Origin of the sequence: Bradyrhizobium barranii subsp. apii, from assembly GCF_011516635.5 — a bacterium.
Taxonomy (GTDB): Bacteria; Pseudomonadota; Alphaproteobacteria; order Rhizobiales; family Xanthobacteraceae; genus Bradyrhizobium; species Bradyrhizobium barranii.
This window is the reverse complement of record NZ_CP096255.1, coordinates 1,470,119-1,496,285: the sequence shown is the minus strand read 5'-3', so window position 1 is coordinate 1,496,285 and position 26,167 is coordinate 1,470,119. Positions and strand designations below refer to the sequence as shown.

At 61.1% G+C, this 26,167-nt stretch carries 11 protein-coding genes and 6 pseudogenes; 4 read left to right on the top strand and 13 right to left on the bottom strand.

Translation table 11 applies throughout. The features are described from left to right. Window positions 1-571: 571 nt before the first annotated feature. From HAP41_RS07065 to tnpA, 8 genes and pseudogenes are all read right to left on the bottom strand, one after another. On the bottom strand, window positions 572-1,918 hold the full coding sequence (locus tag HAP41_RS07065) for an IS5 family transposase (RefSeq protein ID WP_166053956.1): 1,347 nt from the start codon (window positions 1,916-1,918) through the stop codon (window positions 572-574). Between the two features lie 407 nt (window positions 1,919-2,325). After that, a complete protein-coding gene (locus HAP41_RS07060; RefSeq protein WP_166061603.1) occupies window positions 2,326-3,552 on the bottom strand; it encodes an IS91 family transposase in 1,227 nt (408 codons plus the stop codon). A 20-nt stretch (window positions 3,553-3,572) separates the two neighbouring features. Beyond that, window positions 3,573-4,433 (bottom strand): tyrosine-type recombinase/integrase, encoded by an 861-nt coding sequence (locus tag HAP41_RS07055; protein WP_029085027.1) that lies wholly within the window; start codon window positions 4,431-4,433, stop codon window positions 3,573-3,575. A 220-nt stretch (window positions 4,434-4,653) separates the two neighbouring features. After that, a pseudogene (locus tag HAP41_RS07050) lies at window positions 4,654-5,432 on the bottom strand (transposase); the annotation flags it as partial. Window positions 5,433-7,081: 1,649 nt separating this feature from the next. Continuing rightward, entirely contained in the window at window positions 7,082-8,380 is a 1,299-nt protein-coding gene (gene ltrA / locus HAP41_RS07045) for a group II intron reverse transcriptase/maturase (RefSeq protein WP_224496557.1), read from the bottom strand. Window positions 8,381-8,646: 266 nt separating this feature from the next. Next, a complete protein-coding gene (gene tnpC / locus HAP41_RS07040) occupies window positions 8,647-10,218 on the bottom strand; it encodes an IS66 family transposase (RefSeq protein ID WP_166100179.1) in 1,572 nt (523 codons plus the stop codon). A gap of 52 nt (window positions 10,219-10,270) precedes the next feature. Next, window positions 10,271-10,624, bottom strand: coding sequence for an IS66 family insertion sequence element accessory protein TnpB (tnpB, locus tag HAP41_RS07035; protein ID WP_148750250.1), 354 nt, complete (start codon window positions 10,622-10,624; stop codon window positions 10,271-10,273). Next, the gene (tnpA, locus tag HAP41_RS07030; RefSeq protein ID WP_166096489.1) at window positions 10,605-11,078 is read right to left on the bottom strand and encodes an IS66-like element accessory protein TnpA; all 474 of its coding nucleotides are present in this window, start codon (window positions 11,076-11,078) and stop codon (window positions 10,605-10,607) included. Before tnpA ends, tnpB begins: the two co-directional genes overlap by 20 nt. Before the next feature lie 486 nt (window positions 11,079-11,564). Here tnpA and HAP41_RS07025 point away from each other — a divergent pair. Together HAP41_RS07025 and HAP41_RS07020 are read left to right on the top strand one after the other, a co-directional pair. Further along, window positions 11,565-12,832 (top strand): annotated as a pseudogene (locus HAP41_RS07025) (IS256 family transposase). Window positions 12,833-12,928: 96 nt separating this feature from the next. After that, window positions 12,929-13,186: pseudogene (locus HAP41_RS07020) on the top strand (transposase domain-containing protein); the annotation flags it as partial. 102 nt (window positions 13,187-13,288) lie between these two features. On the opposite strand, the gene HAP41_RS07015 reads toward HAP41_RS07020, so the two are convergent. Together HAP41_RS07015 and HAP41_RS07010 are read right to left on the bottom strand one after the other, a co-directional pair. Continuing rightward, window positions 13,289-17,512, bottom strand: coding sequence for a Ulp1 family isopeptidase (locus HAP41_RS07015; RefSeq protein WP_224580933.1), 4,224 nt, complete (start codon window positions 17,510-17,512; stop codon window positions 13,289-13,291). A 264-nt stretch (window positions 17,513-17,776) separates the two neighbouring features. Continuing rightward, window positions 17,777-19,981, bottom strand: a complete 2,205-nt coding sequence (locus HAP41_RS07010) for a T3SS effector XopP-like protein (RefSeq protein WP_166104034.1) — start codon at window positions 19,979-19,981, stop codon at window positions 17,777-17,779. A gap of 218 nt (window positions 19,982-20,199) precedes the next feature. Between HAP41_RS07010 and HAP41_RS50685 the strand changes: the two are divergent. Further along, a pseudogene (locus tag HAP41_RS50685) lies at window positions 20,200-20,274 on the top strand (transposase domain-containing protein); the annotation flags it as partial. Between the two features lie 43 nt (window positions 20,275-20,317). After that, window positions 20,318-20,512: pseudogene (locus tag HAP41_RS07005) on the top strand (IS3 family transposase); the annotation flags it as partial. Here the strand turns inward: HAP41_RS07005 and HAP41_RS07000 are convergent. The 3 genes and pseudogenes from HAP41_RS07000 to HAP41_RS06990 form a co-directional block, all read right to left on the bottom strand. Next, window positions 20,512-20,876 (bottom strand): annotated as a pseudogene (locus tag HAP41_RS07000) (transposase); the annotation flags it as partial. The pseudogenes HAP41_RS07005 and HAP41_RS07000 overlap by 1 nt on opposite strands. A gap of 111 nt (window positions 20,877-20,987) precedes the next feature. Then, window positions 20,988-21,284 (bottom strand): transposase DNA-binding-containing protein, encoded by a 297-nt coding sequence (locus tag HAP41_RS06995; protein ID WP_231168567.1) that lies wholly within the window; start codon window positions 21,282-21,284, stop codon window positions 20,988-20,990. A gap of 281 nt (window positions 21,285-21,565) precedes the next feature. Then, on the bottom strand, window positions 21,566-26,131 hold the full coding sequence (locus tag HAP41_RS06990) for a Ulp1 family isopeptidase (protein ID WP_224580934.1): 4,566 nt from the start codon (window positions 26,129-26,131) through the stop codon (window positions 21,566-21,568). Between the last annotated feature and the right edge of the window lie 36 nt (window positions 26,132-26,167).

Genomic DNA, 26,167 nt, shown 5'->3' with positions numbered 1-26,167 from the left:
GAGTTGCTGAAAAGCTGCTCACGATCCCGCGAAATCCGTGCTCACGATCGTCTGAAATCTCTGCTCACGATCCCCTGAAATCCGTGCTCACGATCCCGCGAAACATGCATCGCGCCCTCGGAAAAGCGTGCGAGCGGCTGCTGACGACCGCCCGCACGAGTTGCGGTATGAAGAGAAGAAGCAAGAAGCCGTACTTTTAAAGCAGCAGACGAGCCAGGGCCGCGCTGGCGCTGGGATTGTCAGAACTTTTGTGTCAGGGGTTTCTGTGAAGGGCGAATTTGTCTCCCGGCATCAAGAACAAGGCATCAGCGGCATGGTGGATGAGTTTGCTTGGCCGCACCGAGCGTTCAAGTCCCGAAGCCGCGGAGCGGAGCGGCGCGCCGCAGGCGAGGAACTTGACGGCGAAGGGGCGTGCCGAGCCATCATGACCGTTGCCGTGATGCCGTTCGTCATCGCGTCGTTCCCGGAAAGCGCTCGCCGAACCGGATGGCAAACTGGCCCATCGCGGAGGTCCATTCGACCGGGCGTCGCCAGCGCAGGCCGGCATTCTTGATTGCGAGATAGTCGTCCGTTAAGAATCCGAATTGAGCGGGATGGGACATGTGAACGTGCGCCATATCCGGATCAGGAACAGGTCCAAGAAATCTCTCAGCCAGGCGAGGATGCGGCGGAAGTTGTGGCCTACGGCGGAGAGGACGACGTTGGCGGCGTCTCCTGCGCGGCCTTTGAGGTAGCAGCGCCCGAGGTGACCTTCGGCCTTCAGGTGTCCGATGATGGGCTCGATGGCGGATCGGCGGCGCAACTCGCGCTTGATGATCCCGAAGACGCCGCGCTTCTGGCCGGAGATGAAGACGCGACGTGGATTTTGAGCGTCGTGGCCGCGATACCCCTTGTCGACATAGGCCCGCTCGATCGGACAGCCGGTGAGTGCCTCGGTGCGGTCGATGACGTCGCGCAGGGTGTGACCGTCATACGGATTATCGGGCAGCGCCCTGACGTGTAGCACGAACAGACCGCCGGGAGCTCGGCGGTTGTTGGTGACGATGGAAGCCTTGACGCCGAACTCGTACGGCGCGGAGGCCTTGCCCTTGCCGATGCACTCCACCTCCGGGGCATGGAAAGAATAAAGCTTCCAGCCGCGTTGGCGCTGCTGCTGCGAGCGGATCTGGCTGGCCCGGCCAAGCGGAAGGGCGAACGCCTCCTCCAGGGCTGGCTGGCCGTCGATCTTGCGGCGGATATCGCGGATGATCCGGCCGAGCCTTGAGCGCAGGATACGCAACTGCCGCTGATGCCGCCTGAATTGTTTGGCATGGGCGTAGCGGCCCGCCATCATCGCGGCGGCCTTGGCGATCCGAGAATAGGACTGCCGCAGCCTGACGCCGTGCCTTCTCGCCAGGCGATTGAGCCCCTTGATGGCCGCATGCAGCAGCTTGGCGTCGGTCGGAAAGGTGATGGCCTTTGGCTGCACCGTGGTATCGACCGTGACCCGCTTGAGGTCCTGGCCGCGTAACGCGCCGGCCTCGTGCGCCACCCGCAGGCTCTCGGCCAGCAGCAGTTCCAGCTTGTCGCCGAGCCGCTTGCGCCAATGGCTCAGGTCCGATCGCTCGTGCGGGAAGGCGTGCTGGAAGAACTCTTCGCCGGTGAAGTACTGGAAATACGGGTCGTGGACCCAGCGCTCGCAAATCCCCTCATCGGACAGCCCGTAAATCTGCTTGAGCAACAGCAGCCCGATCATGAAGCGGGTCTCGATCCCCGGCCGGCCGTTCTCGCTGTAGAGCGGCGCGATCTCGCCGTCGATCCAGTCCCAATCGATCTTGCCGGCCAACAGAACCAGCTCGTGCTTCAGATTGATGATCTGGTCCAGCCGCGCCCGGAACAGGTCGTTCGATCCCGTCGTCTTGTGCTTCTTCGGTCGCATCGTCCCCTCCGATGCAACACAGAATCATGGTCCGCTGCGAAAGGGAATCTGGAGGGTTCTGTGAGGTCGCGCTCACGCGAGGGCGCGGCAGGCGCTTATGACGCGACCTCATTGAAGCCGGATTGAACGAAGGCGCGGGAGGCTATTCGCGGTTTTGCAGCTATGGGGATTGTTCGAGATCGCCATGCCCGATCTGCTGGCTCGGCGCGTGAGGCAGAGACACAGGAGTGCGCATCCTGGAAGAGTTGAGATCAGACGCGCTTCGCCTGAGATCGCGATAGGCCTTTTGCTGCATCGGACGGTTGTTGTCGCGCAGTGTGACAGCACGGATTCGACATCGTCCGCGATGATCGAGACGCTGGGAGCGAAATGACGAATGATGATCGTCGTGCACGACATGACTTGGCTCACGATGTGTCGCATCGGAACGGTGATGTTCGAGGGCTGGGGCGTCTGAAGCTATGTCGAAAGCGCTCAATGATGCGCATGACGCCACCACAATCGGGACAGGCAGGAACCTCGGCCCAGGTTTGAGCCTCCGAATCCACAGGCGACGGCTGGCCATCGTTTGGGGCTGTTCGCTCATGATCGAGAAGTTCGCGGCAAAGGGCGAGCTTGGCAGCGCGATGGCGGTTGGCCATGAAGCCGAAGTGGCGGATGCGGTGGAAGCCGTCAGGCGGCGTATGAAGCAGGAAACGGCGAATGAACTCATCGGGCTTGAGATTCATGATCTTTGTCGCGCTGTTTTGGCGATAGTCCTTCCATGAGAAGGCGACATGATCGTCGTCGAGTGCGACGAGCCGGCTGTTGGCGATCGCGACGCGATGGGTGTAGCGGCCGAGATAGGCCAGGACCTGTGCGGGTCCGCCGAAGGGCCGCTTGGCGTAAGCAACCCAGTTGATGCGTCGCATGGCGTCGAGGTGGGCCGCAAAGGCAGCCGGCTCGGCCAGAGCTCCGAGATCGCCGAAGAAACGCAAGGCACCGGAGTTGAAGGCTGCCGACAGACGTTTGAGAAAAAGTGTGCGAAATAGTCTGGACAACGGTTTGACGGCCAGGAAGAAGTTCGGTCGGCAAGCGGTCCAGCGCGCGCCATCGGGCGAGAGGCCGCCACCCGGAACGACGCAATGGACGTGGGGATGATGCATCAGCGTCTGTCCCCAGGTGTGGAGGACGGCGACGCCGCCGATCGCACCGCCGAGCCGGCGTGGATTGGCGGCGAGCGTCGTCATCGCCTCGGCGGCAGCCTTGAACAGGATGGCATAGACGACGGCCTTGTTCTGGAAAGCGATCGCGGCGATCGGTGCGGGAAGTGTAAAGACGACGTGGAAATAGGGAACCGGAAGCAGGTCGGCTTGACGCGCGGCGAGCCACGCGGCTCGGGCTCTCCCCTGACACTTCGGACAGTGCCGATTGCGGCAGGAATTATAGGCAACGCGTGTCGTGCCGCAGTCGTCGCAAGCCTGCATGTGGCCGCCGAGCGCCTCGGTCCGGCACGCAACGATCGCGCTCATCACGCGCCGCTCGACCCGCCCCAGATGACCGGCATGTACACGGCGATAGGCGTCGCCATGCCGGCGCAGAATATCGGCAATCTCGATGGCGGGCCTGTTGGAGCGGATGTCGGAGCGGGTCATGACCCGCATCCCGCTGCGGGTCATCCAGGTGGCGTCACCTCCAGCGACAGGCGATCGAGCGGGCTCTGCGTCGCTCGGATCGTATCGGTGGCGACCTGCGTGTAGCGCGCTGTCGACGACAAATTATTGTGCCCGAGCAAGACCTGGATGATCCGGATATCGGTTCCGTTCTCGAGAAGATGTGTCGCGAAGCTGTGGCGCAGCGTGTGCAGCGTGACGCGCTTGGTCAGGCCCGCAGCCTTCACCGCCGACCGGCAGGCGGCATGCAGCACGGTCTGATCGATCGGATGATCTTCGTCACGACCAGGGAACAGATAAAGCCGCGGCCGGGCGAGCCGCCAGTAGGTGCGCAGGATGCCCAGCAGCTGGGGCGACAGCATCACGTTGCGATCCTTCGCGCCCTTGCCGTGGCGCACCTGGATGACGCCGCGGGCGCTGTCGATGTCTTCGATCCGCAGTCCCGCAACCTCCGAGGCCCTGAGCCCGGCCGCATAGGCGGTGGTGAGCGCGGCGCGGCTCTTCAGGCTCGATACCGCTTCAAGAAACTGAACCACTTCGTCGGCGCTGAGAACGACCGGCAGCTTGCGCGGTTCTCGCGCATAGGGAATGCGCTCTGGGATGAGCGCCTCGCCGAGCGTGACGCCGTAGAAAAACCGTAGCGCACAGACGATCTGGTTCAGCGCCGGCCATGAGATGCCGGTCGAGACCAAATGCACCTGGAAGGCGCGGACGTCTTCCAGCTCTAACCGGTCAGGCGATCGGCCAAAATAGCGGCTGAACTTCGAAACCGCGCTGATGTAGGATCTTTGCGTCGCCGGCGACAGATTGCGGACGGTCATGTCTTCGATCATGCGGCGGCGAAGAGGGCTCAAATCGGCCATCTCGATACTCCTGTCTGAGGGGGTGGGCTCCAACACCCACATCCTCTCAGCCAGGAGGCGATCTATGCCACCTTGCCCCCTACGCCGCGGCAGCGGCTTCGTTCAATCCACAATCGAATTTGCAGGCTTTGGCGGTCTTTACCTCCCAATCCCTGCAATCTCAAACCGTCTCAAATCCGAAAAACAGACTCTCGCTCAATCGCTTAGAGCCTTGTTCACGGACGACGAGATAGAGCAGCTTCGACGCCGCGTCATCGTTTGGAAAGCTGCCGCGCGTTTTGATGATCTTGCGCAACGAGCGATGCAGCGCCTCCACAGCGTTGGTGGTGTAGATCATCTTGCGGGTGCGCGGTGCGAAGGCGAAGAATGGCACGACGTAATCCCAGGCGCTCCGCTAGGCCGCTCCGATCGCTGGATAGCGCTTGCCCCACTCGGCCTCGAACTCCTCGAGGCGGACAAGCGCAATATCGGCGTGCTCGGCCCGGTAGATCGCCTTGATCGCGGGCAGGATCGCCTTGCGGTCCTTCCGGGACACGAAGGCCATTTTGCCACTCCCGCACCTCATCGAGGACGGCATCGGTGACCCGGCTGATGAGATCGGGTGAGACCTCGGCCAGGTGGCCCTGGATCTCGCGCACCGTCATGCCGCGGGCATATAGGCCCAGAATCTTGTCGTCGAAGCCATCGAACCGCGTCCTGGCCCTTGGCGACGAGCTGCGGTTCGAAACTGCCGGCGCGGTCGCGCGGTATGGCAATCTCGATCTCGCCGTCCTCGGTCAGGATCGTCATGCTGCTGGTGCCATTGCGGCTGTTGCCCGTCCCTCGACCGCCCGGATCGCCCTTCTCATAGCCGAGATGTTCGCTCAACTCGGCGGCGAGCGCGCGCTCGATCAACGCCTTCTTCAGCTGCTTGAACAGCCCGTTGTCTCCGGTCAGGTCCTCGGGCTTCTCATAGTTAGCAAGCAGTTGATCAAGCAGTTCAGGTGTTATCGTCGTCATGTGAGTCTCCTCGGTAGGGTAAACTCACAGAAACCTGCTTACACATTCCTTATGACACCCTCCTTCGCTGCCGCCGGCTGCGTCGCATCCTGGTGGGCACATTTCAGCTTGAGGACATCAGCAGGCGTGGCCTGAACCTGTTCAGGCTTCCGCGGCGCGAGGCGTGGTCAAGTCTGCCGGTGTAACCTGATCTTCTTGCCGACCTTCTGCGCTGGGTGGATCCGACGACCTGCCAAATAGTCAAGCCCCTTCATCGACGACAATTGCCGCAAACGATCAACTACCAATACTCGCAATTGACTGCTGATGGAGGTATGACCACCATCATCGGCCGATGAGCACGAAAAGGATATGGCTACAACACACTTGGTATGTTTCCTTCAACCAGTCGAAGGGGCCAAATCGATACCCCATTCGAGAAACCAGAACCTTTCCAAGCGAGGCTGACGCGAAGAGATTCGCAGACGAACTGCTGAACAGTCCATCCGCGAATTCGACTACCATGCTGGCTGGCACGATAAACCCACATTATCCAAGGCGCGTAATTGGATCGAGCGACATAATACTTTGGATACGTGGCCGCAACTGACATAATTGACAACCGCGCACGAAAACGGTGTGTTCGCGTCATTCAGTCGATAGCAATCAGAAAATTGTCTCGGGCGCTTCAGATTTCTGTGGGACGCCGATCGTGAGACTACCATCCACGACCATCTCTGAACCGGTAATGCAATGTAAGACGACTCGTCGCTAAGTCGGAACACCACTGCCTCAACGGCGTCTGCTCGGCCGTTAACGACGGGACGAACGATTTCCGATGCCTCCAATCTTTGGCGCCTCGAATACTTCGTACCGCGCCGGAACCGAGCACGGCGGAAGCGCGCGGATAGGCTTCGACTAGAGCTCGCCGACCCGGCACCCCCAAGGAATTAAGCGCGGATCTGATCAGCAGCATCCCCGCGATCGTCGCATTTACCGGAGAAGCGCGCCACACTCGATATCCTCATAAAGCCGCCAGCTCCACTGCAGCTTTGCACAGGTCATGATCGGGTCTTGAGTTGATTTCTGGCTCTCGGCAGCCCAACGCCTCGCCCTAGGCATTTTGCCCGTGTCGAAGCTTCTTTTCTAGGTACAACTGGAGGCCGCCTGGGAATTGGCAGCACAACGGTTCATCGTTCGTCAGGGCACCAAAGGTTGGATGGTTTACGATCGAGAACGCAAGGGGCCGGCTCTTTTAAGAAACGGGGACAGGGCCGAGAAACTGTCGAGGGAAGAGGCCGAACGAATAAAGGGTCAGTTTGCGAACCAGGTCTCCTGACCGGCCGCTACCATCACTGAACGCCTCTGCCCTCAATTCAGGGCTCACCTCAAAATTGTCCTCCATTCTAAGTCGCTTCTTGCGCAAGCTGGTCGGTTCTACATCGCTTCCAGGATGTCACGGGCACCGAACAACTCGCATACGCAGACATCCACTCCCGTAATATCGGACGATGCTGTGGGCCTACGTGCCGATCCGCACAAAGCTCTGCGCGGGGAGAGTTCGGGGGGATGGTCGAGTAGCTAAGCCATTCGGCTTCGCCCTCACAGATCCGGGCATGCAGATTTCCCGCACCCGGCTCTTCTCGAGAGTCACCCGCATCGGTTTGCTCCTACGCCCATGAGTGAACGACACGTGCCCGGGGTAAGGGAAAACGCGCTTCCACAGTCTCAAACCAGTCCCAGCCCTTGTCCCGGTTCTTCTGGCTCCGCCGCCTGAGGCAGGTGAACCAGATGCGCCGGACCTCCTGTAGGAATCCGTTGAGAGCGCGCCAGTTGTGTGGGACGCCATAGTAGCCGTAGTGGCCGCGCAGCACGCTGGAGTACCAGCGATGCTGTGTCGCCATCGGGGCATGCATGATCTGCCACGCTTCCTGCCGCAACGCCTTCAGCTTTCGCGTCATGCGTTTGCTCTGCGTTTTGCGTTTTACGATAAATCTGCCGTCCCTGGTCCACCCAGAGTAGTGGGTGAGGCCGAGGAAGGCGAATGTATCTAGACGCCGTGCGCCGCGTTGTCGTCGAGCCATGGCCGGTAAACGGCCGAACTCGATGAGCCGCGTCTTGTCCTCGTGGAGTGCCAGGCCGAAGCGCGCCAGTCGCTCCTTGAGGTCTGCCATCATGCGTCGGGCATCCGCCAGCCGTTCGAAGCCCATCACGAAGTCATCGGCATACCTCACGATCGATACCCGACCGCTCGCGTGCCGACGGCGCCATTGATGCACCCAGAGATCGAGGGCGTAGTGCAAGACGATGTTGGCGAGGCACGGGCTGATGCCCGCCCCTTGCGGTGTCCCCTTGTCCGTTTCGTACCATTCTCCGCTCTCAAGGGTACCGGCCTCGAGCCACATCCGAATGAGCCGGAGGATCCGAGGGTCGGCAATCCTGTGCGCCACCATCCGCATCAGCCACTCGTGATCAATCGAGTCGTAGAAGTTGCGAATGTCGGCATCGAGCACCCAGTTCACGTACTGGCTCATGATCGCTGTATGCAATGCTGAGAGAGCCTGATGTGGGTTACGCCCCGGCCGAAAGCCGTAGGAGAACCCCATGAAGTCGACTTCGTAGATGCTGCTCAGCACCTCGGCGACCGCGCCTTGAACGATTTTGTCTTCCAGCGTTGGCACGCCGAGTGGACGCCGTCCACCATCTGCCTTCGGGATATGTACACGCCTGACCGGCTGCGGCCGGTATCGGTTGGTGTGGATTCGTTGACAGAGCTCCTCGAGATTGCTCACTAGGTTCTGTTCGTAATCCGTCACCGTGATCCCATCGACCCCCGCGCTTGCCCGCCGCTTCTGACGCCGGAACGCTCGTTCGAGCGCTTCGACATTCACGTGATGCAGCAGAGCCGTGAATTGGGTACGGGCGGCCTTGCGGGCCGCTGCGTTCACCCTCGCGAGGTTGGGCGGCAAGGCACCCCGGCTCTGTGTCCGGTCCTTGTCCCTCTCGTTTGGGCTCCTCTCGAGCTGGCTCCTTCCCTCAGCCCGTCTCGTTTCCTTCGACGGCTTCATCGGTAATATAACCCAGTCCGACTCCCGACCTCAGCTCGGATGGCGGCTCCGGCGTTGCCTTGCCGCCATCCCCCACCGGGGATCATTCCGGCGTAAGCGCGATTTTCCCCGCACGTTGACGCGGCGTTTTTGATGGATTGCCCTCGTATCGGGCGATACCGGGCCGTTCAGGCAGTGGCGGTTTTGTGGAAGTTGAAGGGCAGCAGGTCGGTAATATCGGCGTTGCCGGCGCGCTGAGGCAATTCGGTGAGGACGTGGCGCAACCATGCTAACGGCTCGACACGTGAGGCGCGGCAGGTCAGCATCAGGCTGTAGACGACGGCACTGGCCTTGGCTCCGTCCACGGTATCGCTGAACAACCAACTCTTCCTGCCAGTTGCAAAAACCCTGATGTCGCGCTCCAGAAGATTGTTGTCGACCGGCATGCTGCCGTCCCCGGTGTAGCGCGTCAAATATTCCCATTGGTTTCGGGTGTAGGATACGGCGTCGCCGAGCTTGCTGTCAGGCAAGACCTTCGGGGCCATGTCATCGAGCCATACCTTGAGAGCATTGAGGATGGGGACACTATGTTGCTGGCGGAAGCGGCGAATGCAGTCGGCCTGTGTTTTACCCTTCTCCGGTATTCCGTCCCGCGCCTGCCTTTCAACCCGGTAGAGCTGGTCGAAGAACCGCAGCGCCTGCTCAGGCGGACCGCCGCCCTTCTTCCTCGCCCTGAGGGCATCGACAAAGCGCCGCCGGGAGTGGGCCATGCATCCAATGTGGGTGGCCCCTTCCAGCGTGCGCCATGCGGTATAGCCGTCACTCATCACGATGCCGCGGTAATCGCCAAGGAAGGTCTGCGGGTGGATTTGACCGCGGCCCTGCTGATAATCCAGAAGAACGATCGGCTCGCGACTGTCCCTGCCGCTGCGATAAGCCCACATGTATGATGTGCTGGTGGCCTCTTTGTCCTTCTCCTTGAGGACCTGAACCGTCGTCTCGTCGCCATGGATGAGAGGTTGTGATCTGAGCCGCAGCTTCAGGGCGTCGTAGATGCGATGCAGATGCTTCTCGCTCGAGCCGATCACCCAGTGGCCCAAAGCGCCACGGCTGACAGGAACTCCAGCGCGTCCGAAGGCCTGCGCCAGGCGGTAGAGCGGCGTCCCATCGACATATTTATGAACCAGCGCAAACGCCAGCGTTGAGGCCGTGGCAACGCTGCCCGGCAAGGGCTGCGTCGGCATCGGCGCGGTCACGACAGGTGCGTTGATCCCGGTGCGATCGCAATGGCGACACGCATATTTGAAGCGCACATTCTGTAAAACCTTCGCCTTCACCTCGATATGGAGTTGCTCGGTGACAGCCTCGCCCATGCGATGCATCTGGCCACGGCAGCAAGGACACGCCTTCTGATCGTCGAGCAGGTCATACTCGACGCGCTCGCGCGGCAGGTTCGCCGGCAGCGGCCTGCGGCCGCGCTTCTTTCCCGGCGCGCTTTCGACGGATGGCAAGCCCGTGTCCGGAAGTTCCGCGATATCGTTCGTTTCACTGCCGGCGTCATCCTCATCGGCGGCCTGCTCGGCTTCATTGAAGAGACGATCGACGTGCTTTTCGCTGCGCGGCGCAAAACGATGCAGGCGTGCCAGCGCCAGTTCTTCCTCGAGCTTGACGACGCGCTCCGTGAGCTGACAGTTCTCCGCCTGCAGCGCAGCAATGCGCGCCAACAGCACCTCAACACTCGGATCGCCGGTTCGATTCATCGGATTCTTGAATCTGAACCGTACCGACGCGTCAACCGCTCAACTCGAGAGCTCAGCCGGCAACCTGATATTGCCGCACCGGATGGCGGACCATCGCATCGATATCGATGCCGTCAAGAATCCAATGCAATTGCTCGGTCGTCAGCGTGACAACCGCCTCTTGGCGGCGCGGCCATCGGAACTTGTCCTCGGTCAGCCGCTTCAGGACCAGCACAAAGCCGGACCGATCGAAGAACAGCAGCTTCATCCGGTCGCAACGGCGATTGCAAAACGCAAAAACCGCCGGAGCGAACGGATCGAGTGCCATCGTCTCCTGGACCAGAACCGCAAGGCTGTTGATGCCAGCCCGGAAGTCGATCGGCTCACGGTGCAGATAGACCTGCAGGTCACCGCCCAGTCTGAACATGGCCAAGGGCTCCGATGATCGCCGTCAAGGCATCCACATCGCCGCATTCCAGTGCGAGTTTCACGCCGTTCGGCAAGGACACGCTCACTTTGGCGGGAGAACAAAAAGCTGGCGCTCCCTTGGGTTCCGACCCTCGCACTTCATCGCAAGTCGACGGCAACTCCACCGCCGCCACGCTGCCTTGCCGCGACAAGGCCCGATCGGCGGACCCCTCAAGCTGAACCGGGATGAACGCCGGGCGTGAGGACGGCGGCAGCGACCTGGTCGCGGTGTGCTTCTTGATCCATTTCCGAAGGAGGTTCGCGTTGACCCCATATTCGAGTGCAAGCCTCGATACCGAAACCCCAGGCTCAAGACAGGCCGTGACAAGACGCTCTTTCGATGCTGCCTCGTAGCGCCGCCGACCGTTCCGGCCAACAAGCCTGACCCGCAGTTTCTGATCATCGTCGCTCATCACAAGGTGTCCACTTATTTTGGTGGACACCTCATGCATCAGGGCACTCAAAAGCAAAAGGTGCGGAGAAATTCGCGCTTACATTCCGGCGGACCCGGTCGGGCCTCTCATGTTCCGATGCGTGCTTTCCATGCGTGATCCGGCCTTCGACCCCGACGGAGCATCACCGTCTCGCTTAGCGACGGCGCACATTCTGCCTTCGTGGTCGGGAACACACTCGGCCTCCGTGACATTCAGCATTTCGTGGCTCAATCCCGCACCCCACATGGCCCCTGTCTACACTTCAGACGCCGCGTTACCGCGACGCCCGCAAGACTCGGTCCTGATCTGCCCGCTACGGCTTTGATCAGATGAGACTCTCACTCATAGGCGCGCATCAGCTTTCATGACGTACTCCCGGGTTCTGTTGAATTTCTGAAGAGGTCGGCGTTGCCCACCTTGAGCCGGTAGGCTCGGGGTGCTGATTCCATAAAGGAGAGCAACGCCATGACGAGAGATATCAAACCGGCTGGTTCGTCGGCGACCGCGGCGGTGGACGAAGCGTTTGCAGAAGTGCGGGCGAGCTTCGATCGGTTCTGCCTTGCGGCAGGGATGGAGGCGCTCGGCACGACGATGGAGGCGGATGTTGTGGCGGCCTGCGGGCCGCGCCACGGTCGCGACGCGGCGCGGCGGGCGCACCGTTGGGGTCGAACGCGGGGACGGATTGGTTTCCACGGCGGCAAGATCGAGGTCGAGCGTCCGCGGGTCCGGGGCGTGGATGGCGGCGAGGTCACGATCCCGAACTGGGAAACGGCGGCGCAGGAGGGTCTGGCTGGGTCGCTGGGCGATGAACCTGATGCTGATCAATGTGTCGACGCTCCGGTTCGGCCGTGCTGCCCGAGGGTGACGTGCCGGCACCGCCCGGATCGGGGTTTCGAAGTCGGCGGCCTCGCGGAGGTTCGTAGCGCTGTCGGCGGCGCGGCTGGCTGACTTCATGGCCGCCGATCTGTCCGCGCTCGACCTTCTGGTGGTCCAAATCGACGGGCTGCATCTCGGCGACGATCTCGTGCTGGTCGCCGCGATCGGAGTTGACGGCGAAGGCAACAAGCATCCGCTGGCGCTGGTGGAAGGGGCGACCGAGAATGCCGTAACGGTTCAGGCCCTGCTGGACAACCTGGTCTCGCGCGGGCTCGACCCGACGGTGCCAGGACTGTTCATCGCCGACGGCACGAAAGGCGTTGTCGAAGGCGATCCGCCGCACCCTCGATTCGGCCGCTGCGATCCAGCGCTACCAGATCCACAAGGCGCGCAACATCATGGAACGCCTACCGAAAGAGCATCATGCGGCCACCCGTCGGGTGCTGCGCCAGGCCTGGGAGCTCAATGACGCCGACAAGGCTGAAAAATTGATCCGCAATCTCGCGCGTCGACTCGACCAGCAATGGCCCGGTGTAGCGGCGAGCATCCTCGAAGGCCTCGACGAAATCCTGACTGTCGTCCGGCTGAAGCTGCCGAAGGAGCTTCGTCGATCGCTCGCCTGTACCAACATCGCCGAGAACATGATGGGCACCATTCGCGGCGTCACGCGCAACATCAAACGCTGGCGCGATGCCGGTATGGCCTTGCGATGGGTCGCGGCCGGCATGATCGAGGCCAACAAGGGCTTCCGACGATTGAAGGCGCATAAGCAATTGTCGGTTCTGCGTGCGGCCCTTCAAGCTCACCGCGATCGCATGACGACCAAGCCCGTTGCCCGCGTCACGAGGGCAGCGTAACATTCATTCCGGCAACGTCGGCCCGACGTAGTTCAACACCGATCGGGACATCCCCCCTCTACCCTCGACGCAGAGCCCTGTTTGGGCCGAATGACAGGCAGGATCTGCTTGACCAACAATTGTGCTGAGCGCGCATTGAGAGGCATCGCCTTGGGAAGGCGCAACTGGACCTTCGCCGGCAGCCAGCGTGGCGCCGACCGTGCCGCCATCATGCTGACGATCATCACGACCTGTCGCCTCAACAAAGTCGATCCCAAGGCCTGACTCGCCGACGTCCTCGCCCGTATCGCCGATCTTCCCGCATCGCATCTGCACGAACTGCTGCCCTGGGAATGGAAGCCCCTGCGCCGAGCCCGCCGGTCAGCAAGCCGCCTGACCTTCACGCAAACCATCATAGAGTTCGTCGTGCCCGCGCGCACGCTTCAATCAGGCGGTCTTCGTCGTATGCGTACGACATCAGCCCCTGAGTCGGTTCTGCAGCGCCTGCCGATTGGCAACGAGGCTGCTGAGGTTCAGCAGGTGTGGTGCTCGTCCTTGCTCCAATTGCCTAACCAGCGCCCGCGTGCCGTCCACCACGAAGACGCCGCAATCATAAGTGTTCAGCTGCTGGGTCATGCCGCGTGACTCCAGGCGGGCGCCCAGCCTTGCTGCGAGCTCTGCTGCGGGCCTGTTGTTGTATTCCCCCATGGAGTCGTAGCGATAGGCAACCGGCCTTTCGCGGTCGCGGCGATCAACAAACAGCAACGACCAATGGGTGCCGGGGAGATTCGTAGCACGGGCATTGTTCACTGGCAGGAACAGGAAGTCGGCTGTGTCGTCACCATTCTGATCATGGACGATGCGCTGGAATGCGCGTAGCATTTCGCTCTCGGTGCCCAAGCGCAGGCTAACAAGGGTTATGAGAGGATCCACGAACCGCGTCCGGGCGGCGAGATTCGGATTGTTCCCCCGCAACTCTTGCGCCAGGAGCTGGTAATCTCTCAGGACATGCTCGTCGCCCAGCCATTCCGTGCCCTCGAGCACCAGCCCGCGGCCGTGAGACGAGGCTGTCGGACCTAAAGCCCCGATCTGAGCATCGTAGGAGGTGCTCGGAAACGCCGGCACAGAATTAACATCGTCGCGTGATTCAGACGGCGTGGCCGCAGTCAGATCAACCAATGGAGGACCGCCGTAGGTGCTTGAGCGAGCCCTGGCAGCCTGCGCTGGCTCAAAGTGAGCATCGTCGCGCAACTCGGACGGTGTCGGCGCATTCAGAGCAAGAAATGGCTCAAGACCAGCGTAGATGTCTGAGGGAGCCCTGGTAGAGTGCGCTGGCGCAAAGTGAGCGTCGTCGCGCAACTCGGACGGTGTCGGCGCATTCAGATCAAGAAATGGCTCAAGACCAGCGTAGATGTCTGAGGGAGCCCTGGTAGAGTGCGCTGGCGCAGAGTGAGCGTCGTCGCGCAACTCGGACGGTGTCGGCGCATTCAGAGCAAGAAATGGCTCAAGACCAGCGTAGATGTCTGAGGGAGCCCTGGTAGAGTGCGCTGGCGCAAAGTGAGCGTCGTCGCGCAACTCGGACGGTGTCGGCGCATTCAGAGCAAGAAATGGCTCAAGACCAGCGTAGATGTCTGAGGGAGCCCTGGTAGAGTGCGCTGGCGCAAAGTGAGCGTCGTCGCGCAACTCGGACGGTGTCGGCGCATTCAGATCAAGAAATGGCTCAAGACCAGCGTAGATGTCTGAGGGAGCCCTGGTAGAGTGCGCTGGCGCAGAGTGAGCGTCGTCGCGCAACTCGGACGGTGTCGGCGCATTCAGAGCAAGAAATGGCTCAAGACCAGCGTAGATGTCTGAGGGAGCCCTGGTAGAGTGCGCTGGCGCAAAGTGAGCGTCGTCGCGCAACTCGGACGGTGTCGGCGCATTCAGAGCAAGAAATGGCTCAAGACCAGCGTAGGTGCTTGAACGAGCCCTGGCAGCCTGCGCTGGCTCAAGGTGAGCATCGTCGCGCAACTCGGACGGCGTCGGCGCATTCAGATCAACAGATGGCTCAAGCCTGCCCTTAGCATGTGACGGGGGCCTGGATGGTGATGCTGATTCTTGCAGCTGTTCACCCAACCAAGCCCAAGCTCCCGCGCTGGCTGGCGTTGAGGGAAGATCCTGCGCCGAGCCGGAATGCCGATCGCACTGCGCGGCCGGCGAGCTCGGCTGCTCAGGGCCTGGCAACCCCAGCCCTCGGTTCGCCTCGATGAGTTTTAAGTAGCTGCGAAGATGCGACAAATCGGGACCGTGTATTCTGCTTCCAGTCCGCTGGAACGCTAGCACATCGTTGTCCAGCGTTAACTGCTCCTTGCTAGAGCCGTTAAGTCGCCCAGTTATGCTCCCCCTGCCGTTTTCTTTAAGCCACGCACTCAGCGCACGAAGACGTGTAGCCCGCTTCTGCGCAGACTGCCTCTGCGCCGCAATCGTGGTTCTAAGATCGTTCAAGGCTTGGCCGAGCGCTCCCTCGATGAAGGTGGCGTCTTCGGGATGAGGAACCACGCGACGGGGGCGACCAAGGACTCGGGGTTCGGGGGCTTCGGCTTCTTCACTCCCACGCAAGAGCCGCCGGAGAACATTCAGATTCGATTTGATGCTGTTCTGACGGTCCCGCCCCAAGCTCCTGTACGCCGCAATTTCCTCATCCAGCGATGAACCGCCTCGCAGCCGAGAAGCTACGGGCCCCCTATGACTTGCGTTGACCCAGCGAACAAATATCCCAAGCCCGGAAACACTGTTCTTGATGGCTCCTGGGGTGAGCTTGCGCCGCTCGGCGTCTACACGAAACTTCGCCAAGAGCTCCTCGTCTTCGCCCGGGAGCTGCTCGCCGATTAGTCCGTCCGACGACCGCAGGCTTTCGGGCGCAAACGTGTTCAGTGTGTTCCGAAAGGTAGCATCATCACGCAACTGGTACGATCTGGATGGAAGCTGAGCTGGGACAGGCAAGGATGACGCAGTTTCCGAGCTCGGCCACATGCTCCAATCAAAGTCGAGCGGCATCTGCGGTGACCAAGTTGAGGTGGACCCGGCGGGTTCCTGCGGTCCGGCTTGTTCTGCCCCCTGGAGCCGCTCAGGCGGGACCAAGACGGACCATGATGGGCCGCCTTCCACCATCACCGAAAGCTGATTCCTGACGGCGTCACGCGATGCGTCGTGCCGCCTAGCGGTGTCTCGGACATGCCTCGCTACTGAATGTGCCGCTGGGGCGTATTCGTGCGCACGCGACGGCATCGGCGCTTGCCTCTGCGATGGTGACGCCGCCAGTTGATGGGATGGGGTCTGCACCAGGTGCCGCTCAACGGCGACGCCCTGGGGGTTGCTTAGCGTCTTCTGCCTCTTCGCTGATCTCAACTCCCCTGTATCATGCTCATCGCTGATGAGAACCTGCTCGCCTGGCACGAGGGTGTTCCTGTGACGTTCATCCGACAGTTCGTGATCATGGTGGCGCCAGTTCAAGGGGCGAAGGGATTCTGCAGGATCCAATGCCAGGCTATGCCGCGGTGGAACCCCATGGTCGTCGCGGGGCAAGTTCAAGTCACGAAAAGACCCTCCTGCATCCGCTGCTTGTTGATGGTGCGCGATTGTCTCGAGAGGCGGCGAGGAGCTGGGTCCGTCCATCGTCTCCAAAAGCAGATCCTGCTGGTTCGCAGGCAGAGTCTCCGGCCAGCTGATAGCTCCATTCGAGCCGCTGTGCTGTGCAGTCGCGGCCCGGGTCCGCCTCGGCTCGGCGCGAACCGCGTCTTCGAGATCAGGAACGGGGCGAATATGAGGCCGGAGCTCGATCGCTCTAGCACCCGCCGGCGACCTCAGGAGATGAGCCAGTGCGGCCCCGGCTTTTCTGCGGCCACGGGGGTCCGCCTCCTTATACTGGCTGACATCATTATCCAGCGAGCCGTCGCCAAGTCGAGCAGCAATGCCGGGCTTATCGTTTTCACGGAGGTAATCACTGAAATCGATAAGAAGAGCTGCATAGGTCCTGACGGTGTTGGCGGTGCCTGACGCTGCATCTTCCTTGTACCTTTTGATGAGATCCGCATCTTGGGGATAGGGATTCAGCTCAACCCGGCTTGCAATCGGCGCGATGCCGCCCGGCGATTGGGCGGCTCGAAGATGATCCAGTGGCGTAGCGATGGCCTGCCCCTCCTGCTTGCCGAACTCCTGGGCATCCTTGTCCAGCGACTCTTCGGAAAGCCGGGCAGCAATGCCCGGCTTTCCGTTCTTTACGAGCCAATGCCCCAATCCGAGAAGACAACGTACATTGCGCCTGACGGTGCGCTCGGAGGCCCCAGCCTTGAAGAGTGCCGGCCCGAGCCCCTCAATAAGAGACGCATCTTCGGAATAAACAGGATCCATGCTGCTACCTGCGAAGGCCAAATTTGCATGGCCGAGCGGCAGCGCCGACGCATTCAGCATCGCTCCACCGCATTCACCGTGCGTAGCCGGCGTATATGGTTGCCCGCTCGCCCGCATGATGGGCCGCGCCTCAGATCGCGATGCATCCGCTTGATGGGCGCGGACCTGCATGAGCACGGGAGAGGACGGGACAGCGACCTCGCTCAGCTGCCGGTGAAAGGCCGCCGCCTCTGCCGACGAGTCGGCCGGAGAGGCATCTTGCGCGTCCACGCTATCCGTTTGTTGACGCACGCGATTCATTAAGACGAAGTTCATCTGTACTCACTTTCGAAGATGAAGGGCCAGGAGCGCTGATCGTATGCGTCTGGACTTGAGCGCCGGCATTTGACGGTTCAGCCGCCAAGCGAAAGGAAGTCCGTGGTCACGACGCTCCCGATCGAATTTCAATCGGACCCCGCTGTCGATCTGTTCGAGGAGTTCGTGCCGACTTCGAGCTCATCGAGGATTTCCTCTCGGTGATAACGGCCACTTGATCGTGTCACCACAGCGGCGCTCCGGCGCGAGACAAACCACCTGTAGCTACATCCCCAGGCGCGCCATCTGGGTCGACATGTGCTCCGTCTCGGGAAGGGGATACCACGGATGGCCACCAACTGCGGTGCTCATCAAGGACCTACAGAACGCCGGCGTGAGCTTCCCGCGGTGGATCACGACGTTCTCGCGCCCCGTCGCAGCTCGAGCGCTCTGCCAGTCCTGATTGTAGCCGCGTTGGTCATTGGACTTCACGTGGCAAGCGGCGAACTCGGCATCGCTCAGCGTTGCCAACTGCCAGGCATGTACCGGCCGCTTGGTATGGATGTGCACCCACATCGGGCTTGGCATCGCGCCATTGCGCAGGGCCTTGGGCTGCAGCTTGATCTCGAACAGTGTCCCCGGATCATCCTTCAAGGCGCGCGGTGGATTCACAGACGCCAGCTCCCCGGCCGCCCGCAACTGTTCAAGATACTTCTGGGACGGAAACGCGTAGGTCTTCATGCAATCGATCGTGATCGCCACCTTTCGCGCCTTCAAAGAGCTCGCCTGTCCCTGCACCTCGGACAACATCGCCTTGAGCCGGGTTATTTTGTCATGCACTTCCGGCACTTGCGCAGGCGTGAGTAGGACACGTCGGCGAGGCTCCTCCAGCGCGACTACACTGGCCTCAATCTCGGAGGCCTGCGTCTGCAGTCGCTTAACGACGAGATCCACGACGTGATCGGCGTCCTCGGGCTTCATCTGGCGCGCTTGCGAGACGGTGCTTTGCTGAGCGGGCAGATCGAACTGCAAAAGTTCGTCCAATCGCTCGATTAATCCGGTCAGTGCTTTCCTGGAGGGCGGAGCCTGCAATATCTCCAGGTGCCCAGTCGCCGACGATGACACCCTCGCGTCTGCCTCCTCCGCGCTCGCGAGTTTCTTTGTACCCAAATCCGAGAGTACGATCACCTTGCCTGTTGGGGCCGTGGCAGCGTCGGGCGTGGCGAGCTGCGGCTCGCGCAGCCCGGCCGCCGAACTTCGCTCGCCTGCGGCCGGGGCGCGCTTGCCTTTCCCCTTCCTCCGCGCCGCGCCCCCTTCAACCACTACGGCAGTCCGGGCCAGCGGCTCAATCATGGCGGGCGTCTTTGGCTGCACGACCAAAAGACGCGTGACGTCGTCCGCGGTGACCCATGCACCTTCCGCGATCTGGCCCAACAGTTCCAACGGAAGGTCGGCATCCGTTCCGGCGCCCCTTAGTCGGGTAACGATGCCGTGCACCCCTGAGGCAAATTCCGAAAGCCTTTCCATGACTCCTTCCAGAACGGTGCAGTGGTCTGCGTCGAGCGCCGCTCCCTCCAGAACGGCGTGGGAAGTCGAGTTGAATGCCGGAAAAAAATCCGCGATAAAGGTCCCAAGCAGTCGCACCCGCCCATCCTCACCCATGAGGGCGTCGTTCACGGCTGGGCCGAACGTGGCCGCCTTCGACTCGATCAAGAGTCGCGCGAGAGCGATGCGCGATTCCAGGTACATGCACTTCGTATACAGTGCCCAGCCGGTATGCTGGCGTAGCGCGGCCTCTTCTTCCTCCCGCATCTTGGACGTGGTGCTGGGCAAGTTGGCGGTGTCCGTATAAACGGACCGCATCCGCTCCGAGCGCAACACCTTCTTTCCCCACCAATCCAAGCAGGCTTCGTAATGCTTCGCCACGCTGGATACCGCCCGGCCCAGCTGGTCGGACGGAGCGCCGGCATCTCGCATCCGGCCGAGCACGGCTGCTGCTTTGCTCCTGTTCGCCTCCAGGTTGTTGACAATCCAGGTGGCCGCGATGTTGCATTCGTCTCCCGCAGCGATAGTTTCGGCGCGGACTTGACGAGCCTGACTGTCGGAAAGAAGCCTGCGCGCCATGTCCGGGGTGAGGCTCGCGTAATACTCCAGAACTTCCGAGCCCGCCTTGACGATTTGATCGATCAGCTCTTGCGTCTCCGACGGATTCCGGGCTTGTGTGGCTGCATTTCGAGAACTATCAAGGCCCTCAAGCAGGCTGCGCATTTTTTGCTTCGCTGCCTTGATTCCGTCGACACTCGAGGGCATCCGGACTGCCACACCGGACGCGGGTGGCTCACTCATGAGCGCGGTTCCTCCGGAGCGCATCCGCTCCAATTCCCTGTCGAAAGATTGCCCGCCTTCCCCAGGGGCGGGACCGGGCTCCGGGCTCGAACTGCTCGATCCCCATGCGCTGTCGGCTCCTGAAGGCCCAACAATGCCCGCCATCTTCCACCTCCAATCAGGTCCATAATGCGCAGCCTGTTTGGATAGACAGCTCGGCTGACGAGAAGCTGACCAAGAGCGTTTTCCCCGGATGCACAGGAAAACCCAGCTCACCATGGGTTGCAATTCTATGGCGTCTGGGGTGCTGCTGGAGGTAGCGGGGCATCGTCAACTTAATCGACCGGGAGCCGAAGGAGCGCTTCTCAAAGGTTTGAGATTAGTTAGCTTCGTTGATCGAGACCTGTAAGCTCAATAGCGTCAGCGCCGAGCACTGGCTCTCCGACGTCCTCGCGAAGGAGCTATCGCCAAATTTTGGTGACGGCGCGGCCGGTCAGGCGGCGGCGGTTATGGGCTGACGGTCAGTCGGTTTGCGGCCTGCACCGGATTGAGCGGCTGATGCGCCTGCAAGGCTTGCGGGCGCGGCCGCGACGTCGGCGCTTGCCGAAGGACAGCGGCGATCGACAGCTCGAGACCGTACCGGCGAACCTCCTTGACCGGCAGTTCGCCGCCGAGCGGCCGAACCAGAAGTGGATCAGGTAAAGGATCGGCAGCAGCGTCTCGATCGATTTCGAGCGGCGCATGTAGGGCGGCAGGATCGACGGAGAGAACCGGATGCGGTCGGGATCGGTAGCCTCCGCCTCGCGATCGCGTACACGCGGCTGGCGGACGCCGACCGGACCGATACCGGTCATCACCTCGCGTTCCGGCAGGTGACCGTGGCGCACGAGCGCTGGTGGCCGTCCGCAGTCCTCAAATCGGCATGCTTGCCGAGAAAGTCCGCGACCTCGGCCTCGACCGCCTGGGCCAACAGAGCACGCGCCCCATTGCGCAAGATTTCGGTGAGTTGATCGTCGACGTTTCCTGGCTGAATCAACTTGATGATGTTATCTTTGGACACGGCATATCGCTCCTTCGGTGGAGAAGTGGAGGCGTCAAGCACCCCCACGATATGCCGCCTTCCCGATTCCCGCCGTCACCAACTTTCAGCGATAGCTCCTCGCGAAGCTCGTCAACGCTCTCGGCGAGAAGCTTCGTAAGCGGAATTTGACGCAATTCCCGCCTTATCCCGTCCACTGTTTATGCTCTTGGTGATGCCGATCACTTCTGACTTCTCGCGTTGATAGCTGAACTCGGTTGTACCGTGCAGCACAAGAACCAAACCTTCAGCGGCGACGACACGATCACGTGTCGATTGGAAATGGCCGGTCAGAATGTCCGCTTCGCTGACCCGGTCATTGGAGAAGAAGCGGTAGGCTGCCTTGGTATTCGCCCAATCCTGGCAGACGAGCTGGATGCTTTGTCCCATGGCGCTTCCAATCTGCGTGAGCAGTTTGCGGAATCTGTCGCCGAGCCCGCGTCCCTAAACTCGCATCCACTACTCTCTCGATCAATCCAACATTCGCCTTTCCAGGACCGCAAACAGCCTTTTGCGGATTGATCCCTTAATGTCAGCCCCATAGAGCGCCCCCTCGCGAATCAAGTGCTCAGCAAGGAATCACAAGTGATACTTTCGATTCAAGATTTCGCGGATCAGCGCGAGTCGGCGAAATTATGGGTAATTGAAAGCTTCGTCGTATGCGTACGACATCAGCCGCTGAGTCGGTTCTGCAGCGCCTGCCGATTGGCAACGAGGCTGCTGAGGTTCAGCAGGTGTGGTGCTCGTCCTTGCTCCAATTGCCTAACCAGCGCCCGCGTGCCGTCCACCACGAAGACGCCGCAATCATAAGTGTTCAGCTGCTGGGTCATGCCGCGTGACTCCAGGCGGGCGCCCAGCCTTGCTGCGAGCTCTGCTGCGGGCCTGTTGTTGTATTCCCCCATGGAGTCGTAGCGATAGGCAACCGGCCTTTCGCGGTCGCGGCGATCAACAAACAGCAACGACCAATGGGTGCCGGGGAGATTCGTAGCACGGGCATTGTTCACTGGCAGGAACAGGAAGTCGGCTGTGTCGTCACCATTCTGATCATGGACGATGCGCTGGAATGCGCGTAGCATTTCGCTCTCGGTGCCCAAGCGCAGGCTAACAAGGGTTATGAGAGGATCCACGAACCGCGTCCGGGCGGCGAGATTCGGATTGTTCCCCCGCAACTCTTGCGCCAGGAGCTGGTAATCTCTCAGGACATGCTCGTCGCCCAGCCATTCCGTGTCCTCGAGCACCAGCCCGCGGCCGTGAGGCGAGGCTGTCGGACCTAAAGCCCCGATCTGAGCATCGTAGGAGGTGCTCGGAAACGCCGGCACAGAATTAACATCGTCGCGTGATTCAGACGGCGTGGCCGCAGTCAGATCAACCAATGGAGGACCGCCGTAGGTGCTTGAGCGAGCCCCGGCAGCCTGCGCTGGCTCAAAGTGAGCATCGTCGCGCAACTCGGACGGTGTCGGCGCATTCAGAGCAAGAAATGGCTCAAGACCAGCGTAGATGTCTGAGGGAGCCCTGGTAGAGTGCGCTGGCGCAAAGTGAGCGTCGTCGCCCAACTCGGACGGTGTCGGCGCATTCAGAGCAAGAAATGGCTCAAGACCAGCGTAGGTGCTTGAACGAGCCCTGGCAGCCTGCGCTGGCGATGCTTCCAGCATCGGCCACATACTCCAATCAAAGTTGAGCGGCATCTGCGGCGACCAGGTTGAGGCGGACCAGGCAGGTTCCTGCTGTCCAGCTTGGACTATGTCCTGCGCCTGCTCCGGGGGAACCCCGGGCCACGGTGGGCCGTCTTCCACCATCAAACGCAGATCCTGATCATAACCTTCCGGGAGGACCAATGGCCGACTGACAGCTCGCTGCAGCGCCGTGGCATCTTGGTACCCACTCCCCTGCATCGTCGGCTGCGCCTGCCATGGCGATGCACCCAGTTGATGGGTGGGGGCCGACGTCAGCAGGCGACCGCCTGAAGCGACGATCTCGCTCAGTTGCCGCTCAATGGCAACGCCGTGCAGATTGTCTAGGGTCCTCGGCCTCTTCGCTGGCCTCAATTCAGCTGTGTCATGCTCATCGTTGATGAGGACCTCCTTGCTTGGCAGGAGGTTGCTCTTGGCAAGTGCACCGATCGGCTCGTCCGGGAACTGCTGGCGGTCGTAGCCCCAATTCAAGGGACGAATGGACTCTCCGGGATCCGATGACTGGTCATGGCGCGCGGCTGGCTCAAGAAGAGATGACGACGGGCCGGGTTCGTCCATCAGCTCCCAAAGCAAATCCTGATCGTAGCCTTCTACAGGAAGCAGCTCCTTTGGCCAACTGCCCGCGTCCCGCGACGCGCTGTGCTGCGCAGCGGCGCCGCCGGCGGGCATCGGCTCCATCAGTACCGCGTTTTCGGGATCAGGACCGGGGGAAATATGGCGCTCGAGCTCCATCGCTTTAGCGCCGGCCTGCGATTTTCGGAGATCAGCCAGTGCGGCACCGATATTCCGATTACCCCCGGCGTCCTTCCTATAGCTCTCGACATCTCCATCCAACGCCTTGCCGGAAAGCCGAGCAGCAATGCCCTTCTTGTTATTTTCACGCAGGTAGTCACTGAAACTGTTAAGAACAACTGCATAGGTACGTACGGTACCTGTCGCAGCTTTGTTTTTGTACTCTTTGATGAGAGCCACGTCCTGGGGATAAGGATTCAGCTTAGCGCGGCCTGCGATCGGCACGATCCCGCCCGTCGACTGCGAGGTCCGGAGATGGTCTATTGCCAGAAGGAGTCGTCTCCTGTTAAGACCCTTTTTGATGGCCTCGCGCGCATCATTGGTTAGCGACTGGTCGTCGAGCCGAGCAGCGATCGGATCTTTGTTATTTGCGAAGAGCCAGCGGCCAAGGCTGAGAAGAGAACCTGCATAATCCCTGGCGGTGTGGTTGGCGGCGTTGCCGTTGCGGAGGGCCTCCTCAAGCCCCGAAATAAGGCGAGCATCCTCGGAATAAAGAGGCTGCTTGCTGTGCCCTTTCAAAACCCCAGCTGACTGAGCCGGCTGCAGCGCCGAGGCGGCCGGCATTGCTCCACCACCTCCACCTGAATTGGCGATCTCGCTCAGCTGCCGCTCAATGGCAAGGCCGTGCAAATTGTCTAGGGTCCTCGGCCTTTTCGCGGGCCTCAACTCAGCTGTGTCATGCTCATCGTTGATGACGACCTCCTCGCTTGGCAGGGGGTTGCTCCTGGCAAGTGCACCGATCGACTCGTCCGGGAACTGCTGGCGGTCGTAGTCCCAGTTCAAGGGACGAAGCAACTCCTTTGGCCAACTGCCCGCGTCCTGCGACGCATGCTGCGCAGCGGCGCCGCCGCCGGGCATCGGCTCCAACTGTACCGCGTTTTCGGGATCAGGACCGGGGAGAATATGGCGCTCGAGCTCCATCGCTTTAGCGCCGGCCTGCGATTTTCGGAGATCAGCCAGCGCGGCACCGATATTCTTACCCCCGGCGTCTTTCCTATAGCTCTCGACATCTCCATCCAGGAACTTGCCGGAAAGCCGAGCAGCAATGCTCGGCTTGTTGTTTTCACGCAGATAGTCACTGAAACTGCGAAGAACAGCTGCATACCCCCTGCCGGTCCCTGTCGCTGCTTCGTTTTTGTACTCTTTGATCAGAGCCACGTCCTGGGGATGAGGATTTAGCTCAGCGCGGCCTGTGATCGGCACGACTCCGCCCGTCGACTGGAAGGTCCGGAGATGGTCTATTGCCGGACGGAGTCTCCTGTGATGACCCTTTTCGATGGCCTCGCGCGCATCATCGGTTAGCGACTGGTCGTCGAGCCGAGCAGCGATCGGATCTTTGTTATTTGCGAAGAGCCAGCGGCCAAGGCTGAGAAGAGAACCTGCATAATCCCTGGCGGTGTGGTTGGCGGCGTTGCCATTGCGGAGGGCCTCCTCAAGCCCCGAAATAAGACGAGCGTCCTCGGAATAAAGAGGCTGCTTGCTCCGCCCTATCAAAACTCCAGCTGACTGAGCAGGCTGCAGCGCCGAGACGGCCGGCATTGCTCCACCACGCTCGCTCAGTTGCCGCTCAATGGCAACGCCGTGCAGATTGTCTAGGGTCCTCGGCCTCTTCGCTGGCCTCAATTCAGCTGTGTCATGCTCATCGTTGATGAGGACCTCCTTGCTTGGCAGGAGGTTGCTCTTGGCAAGTGCACCGATCGGCTCGTCCGGGAACTGCTGGCGGTCGTAGCCCCAATTCAAGGGACGAATGGACTCTCCGGGATCCGATGACTGGTCATGGCGCGCGGCTGGCTCAAGAAGAGATGACGACGGGCCGGGTTCGTCCATCAGCTCCCAAAGCAAATCCTGATCGTAGCCTTCTACAGGAAGCAGCTCCTTTGGCCAACTGCCCGCGTCCTGCGACGCGCTGTGCTGCGCAGCGGCGCCGCCGACGGGCATCGGCTCCATCAGTGCCGCGTCTTCGGGATCAGGAACGGGGGAAATATGGCGCTCGCGCTCCATCGCTTTAGCGCCAGCCTGCGATTTTCGGAGATCAGCCAGTGCGGCACCGATATTCCGATTACCCCCGGCGTCTTTCCTATAGCTCTCGACATCTCCATCCAACGCCTTGCCGGAAAGCCGAGCAGAAATGCCCTTCTTGTTGTTTTCACGCAGGTAGTCACTGAAACTGCGAAGAACAGTTGCATACCCTCTGCCGGTCCCTGTCGCTGCTTCGTTTTTGTACTCTTTGATGAGAGCTACGTCCTGAGGGTGAGGATTTAGCTCAGCCCGGCCTGTGATCGGCACGACGCCCGTCGACTGGAAGGTCCGGAGATGGTCTATTGCCAGAAGGAGTCGTCTCCTGTTAGGACCCTTTTTGATGGCCTCGCGCGCATCATTGGTTAGCGACTGGTCGTCGAGCCGAGCAGCGATCGGATCTTTGTTATTTGCGAAGAGCCAGCGGCCAAGGCTGAGAAGAGAACCTGCATAATCCCTGGCGGTGTGGTTGGCGGCGTTGCCGTTGCGGAGGGCCTCCTCAAGCCCCGAAATAAGGCGAGCATCCTCGGAATAAAGAGGCTGCTTGCTGTGCCCTTTCAAAACCCCAGCTGACTGAGCCGGCTGCAGCGCCGAGGCGGCCGGCATTGCTCCACCACCTCCACCTGAATTGGCGATCTCGCTCAGCTGCCGCTCAAAGGTCGCCGTATCTGCGGACGGCGCCGCGGGTGAACTCTCTTGCGGGCCCGTGCTCACCCACTTCGTCGAGGGGAAATCCATCCGTTCTCACTTTCAAAATATAGGCCTTCGAAGCCG